Origin of the sequence: Bacillus sp. CFBP9009 (genome assembly GCF_036541465.1) — a bacterium.
In the GTDB taxonomy this organism is placed as follows: domain Bacteria; phylum Bacillota; class Bacilli; order Bacillales; family DSM-1321; genus Peribacillus.
The window spans coordinates 1-4693 of record NZ_JAZHFU010000043.1; the positions used below are offsets into that span (position 1 = coordinate 1).

The 4693-nt window shown below is 52.3% G+C and carries 2 rRNA genes; both read left to right on the top strand.

Features of this window, described 5'->3' with window-relative positions:
* Positions 1-28: 28 nt before the first annotated feature.
* Positions 29-1579 (top strand): 16S ribosomal RNA (locus V3595_RS28555).
* 175 nt (positions 1580-1754) lie between these two features.
* Positions 1755-4687: ribosomal RNA gene (locus tag V3595_RS28560) — 23S ribosomal RNA — on the top strand.
* The 16S and 23S rRNA genes sit together here, the layout of an rRNA operon.
* Positions 4688-4693 lie beyond the last annotated feature (6 nt).

The window sequence follows — 4693 nt, forward strand, 5'->3', positions numbered from 1 at the left end:
AAAAAAGCAAATGAGCAAGTCAAACATTTCTTCGGAGAGTTTGATCCTGGCTCAGGACGAACGCTGGCGGCGTGCCTAATACATGCAAGTCGAGCGAATCAATGGGAGCTTGCTCCCTGAGATTAGCGGCGGACGGGTGAGTAACACGTGGGCAACCTGCCTATAAGACTGGGATAACTTCGGGAAACCGGAGCTAATACCGGATACGTTCTTTTCTCGCATGAGAGAAGATGGAAAGACGGTTTACGCTGTCACTTATAGATGGGCCCGCGGCGCATTAGCTAGTTGGTGAGGTAATGGCTCACCAAGGCGACGATGCGTAGCCGACCTGAGAGGGTGATCGGCCACACTGGGACTGAGACACGGCCCAGACTCCTACGGGAGGCAGCAGTAGGGAATCTTCCGCAATGGACGAAAGTCTGACGGAGCAACGCCGCGTGAACGAAGAAGGCCTTCGGGTCGTAAAGTTCTGTTGTTAGGGAAGAACAAGTACCAGAGTAACTGCTGGTACCTTGACGGTACCTAACCAGAAAGCCACGGCTAACTACGTGCCAGCAGCCGCGGTAATACGTAGGTGGCAAGCGTTGTCCGGAATTATTGGGCGTAAAGCGCGCGCAGGTGGTTCCTTAAGTCTGATGTGAAAGCCCACGGCTCAACCGTGGAGGGTCATTGGAAACTGGGGAACTTGAGTGCAGAAGAGGAAAGTGGAATTCCAAGTGTAGCGGTGAAATGCGTAGAGATTTGGAGGAACACCAGTGGCGAAGGCGACTTTCTGGTCTGTAACTGACACTGAGGCGCGAAAGCGTGGGGAGCAAACAGGATTAGATACCCTGGTAGTCCACGCCGTAAACGATGAGTGCTAAGTGTTAGAGGGTTTCCGCCCTTTAGTGCTGCAGCTAACGCATTAAGCACTCCGCCTGGGGAGTACGGCCGCAAGGCTGAAACTCAAAGGAATTGACGGGGGCCCGCACAAGCGGTGGAGCATGTGGTTTAATTCGAAGCAACGCGAAGAACCTTACCAGGTCTTGACATCCTCTGACAACCCTAGAGATAGGGCTTTCCCCTTCGGGGGACAGAGTGACAGGTGGTGCATGGTTGTCGTCAGCTCGTGTCGTGAGATGTTGGGTTAAGTCCCGCAACGAGCGCAACCCTTGATCTTAGTTGCCAGCATTCAGTTGGGCACTCTAAGGTGACTGCCGGTGACAAACCGGAGGAAGGTGGGGATGACGTCAAATCATCATGCCCCTTATGACCTGGGCTACACACGTGCTACAATGGATGGTACAAAGGGCTGCAAACCTGCGAAGGTAAGCGAATCCCATAAAGCCATTCTCAGTTCGGATTGCAGGCTGCAACTCGCCTGCATGAAGCCGGAATCGCTAGTAATCGCGGATCAGCATGCCGCGGTGAATACGTTCCCGGGCCTTGTACACACCGCCCGTCACACCACGAGAGTTTGTAACACCCGAAGTCGGTGAGGTAACCTTTATGGAGCCAGCCGCCTAAGGTGGGACAGATGATTGGGGTGAAGTCGTAACAAGGTAGCCGTATCGGAAGGTGCGGCTGGATCACCTCCTTTCTAAGGATAATTACGAGAGCGCTTTTGTTTTGTTCAGTTTTGAATGAGTAATTCATTCAAATAGGAAAGACAAGCATCACGATGTGATGGATTCTTTCTGCTTTGTTCCTTGAAAACTAGATAATAGATAGAAGGCAATTAATTTTTTCAAAGCATCTGTAAGATCTTTTTTAACGGTTAAGTTAGAAAGGGCGCACGGTGGATGCCTTGGCACTAGGAGCCGATGAAGGACGGGACTAACACCGATATGCTTCGGGGAGCTGTAAGTAAGCTTTGATCCGGAGATTTCCGAATGGGGAAACCCACTGTTCGTAATGGAACAGTATCTTTACCTGAATACATAGGGTACTGAAGGCAGACCCGGGGAACTGAAACATCTAAGTACCCGGAGGAAGAGAAAGCAAACGCGATTTCCTGAGTAGCGGCGAGCGAAACGGAATTAGCCCAAACCAAGAGGCTTGCCTCTTGGGGTTGTAGGACACTCAACATGGAGTTACAAAGGAACGGGGTAAATGAAGCGATCTGGAAAGATCCGTCGAAGAAGGTAAAAACCCTGTAGTTGAAACTTCGTTCCCTCCTGAGTGGATCCTGAGTACGGCGGGACACGAGAAATCCCGTCGGAAGCAGGGAGGACCATCTCCCAAGGCTAAATACTCCCTAGTGACCGATAGTGAACCAGTACCGTGAGGGAAAGGTGAAAAGCACCCCGGAAGGGGAGTGAAATAGATCCTGAAACCGTGTGCCTACAAGTAGTCAAAGCCCGTTAATGGGTAATGGCGTGCCTTTTGTAGAATGAACCGGCGAGTTACGATTTCATGCAAGGTTAAGTTGATGAGACGGAGCCGCAGCGAAAGCGAGTCTGAATAGGGCGAATGAGTATGAGGTCGTAGACCCGAAACCAGGTGATCTACCCATGTCCAGGGTGAAGTTCAGGTAACACTGAATGGAGGCCCGAACCCACGCACGTTGAAAAGTGCGGGGATGAGGTGTGGGTAGCGGAGAAATTCCAATCGAACCTGGAGATAGCTGGTTCTCTCCGAAATAGCTTTAGGGCTAGCCTCAAGATGAGAGTATTGGAGGTAGAGCACTGATTGGACTAGGGGCCCCCAACGGGTTACCGAATTCAGTCAAACTCCGAATGCCAAATACTTATTCTTGGGAGTCAGACTGCGAGTGATAAGATCCGTAGTCGAAAGGGAAACAGCCCAGACCACCAGCTAAGGTCCCAAAGTATACGTTAAGTGGAAAAGGATGTGGAGTTGCTTAGACAACCAGGATGTTGGCTTAGAAGCAGCCACCATTTAAAGAGTGCGTAATAGCTCACTGGTCGAGTGACTCCGCGCCGAAAATGTACCGGGGCTAAACGTATCACCGAAGCTGTGGATTGACACCGTTGGGTGTCGATGGTAGGAGAGCGTTCTAAGGGCGTTGAAGTCAGACCGGAAGGACTGGTGGAGCGCTTAGAAGTGAGAATGCCGGTATGAGTAGCGAAAGAAGGGTGAGAATCCCTTCCACCGAATGCCTAAGGTTTCCTGAGGAAGGCTCGTCCGCTCAGGGTTAGTCGGGACCTAAGCCGAGGCCGAAAGGCGTAGGCGATGGACAACAGGTTGATATTCCTGTACCACCTATACATCGTTTGAACGATGGGGGGACGCAGAAGGATAGGGTAAGCGCGCTGTTGGATATGCGCGTCCAAGCAGTTAGGCCGGAAACGAGGCAAATCCCGTTTCCATTAAGGCGGAGCTGTGATGGCGAGGGAAATATAGTACCGAAGTTCCTGATTCCACGCTGCCAAGAAAAGCCTCTAGTGAGATGTAAGGTGCCCGTACCGCAAACCGACACAGGTAGGCGAGGAGAGAATCCTAAGGTGTGCGAGAGAACTCTCGTTAAGGAACTCGGCAAAATGACCCCGTAACTTCGGGAGAAGGGGTGCTTTTTAGGGTGAATAGCCCAGAAAAGCCGCAGTGAATAGGCCCAGGCGACTGTTTAGCAAAAACACAGGTCTCTGCGAAGCCGCAAGGCGAAGTATAGGGGCTGACACCTGCCCGGTGCTGGAAGGTTAAGGGGAGAGGTTAGCGCAAGCGAAGCTTTGAACCGAAGCCCCAGTAAACGGCGGCCGTAACTATAACGGTCCTAAGGTAGCGAAATTCCTTGTCGGGTAAGTTCCGACCCGCACGAAAGGTGTAACGATCTGGGCACTGTCTCAACGAGAGACTCGGTGAAATTATAGTACCTGTGAAGATGCAGGTTACCCGCGACAGGACGGAAAGACCCCGTGGAGCTTTACTGCAGCCTGATATTGAATTTTGGTACAGCTTGTACAGGATAGGTAGGAGCCTGAGAAGCCGGAGCGCCAGCTTCGGTGGAGGCGTTGGTGGGATACTACCCTGGCTGTATTGAAATTCTAACCCGCGCCCCTTATCGGGGTGGGAGACAGTGTCAGGTGGGCAGTTTGACTGGGGCGGTCGCCTCCTAAAGAGTAACGGAGGCGCCCAAAGGTTCCCTCAGAATGGTTGGAAATCATTCGTAGAGTGTAAAGGCACAAGGGAGCTTGACTGCGAGACCTACAAGTCGAGCAGGGACGAAAGTCGGGCTTAGTGATCCGGTGGTTCCGCATGGAAGGGCCATCGCTCAACGGATAAAAGCTACCCCGGGGATAACAGGCTTATCTCCCCCAAGAGTCCACATCGACGGGGAGGTTTGGCACCTCGATGTCGGCTCATCGCATCCTGGGGCTGTAGTCGGTCCCAAGGGTTGGGCTGTTCGCCCATTAAAGCGGTACGCGAGCTGGGTTCAGAACGTCGTGAGACAGTTCGGTCCCTATCCGTCGCGGGCGCAGGAAATTTGAGAGGAGCTGTCCTTAGTACGAGAGGACCGGGATGGACGCACCGCTGGTGTACCAGTTGTCTTGCCAAAGGCATAGCTGGGTAGCTACGTGCGGACGGGATAAGTGCTGAAAGCATCTAAGCATGAAGCCCCCCTCAAGATGAGATTTCCCATGGCGCAAGCTAGTAAGATCCCTGAAAGATGATCAGGTTGATAGGTCAGAGGTGGAAGCATGGTGACATGTGGAGCTGACTGATACTAATAGATCGAGGACTTAACCAACGCTTT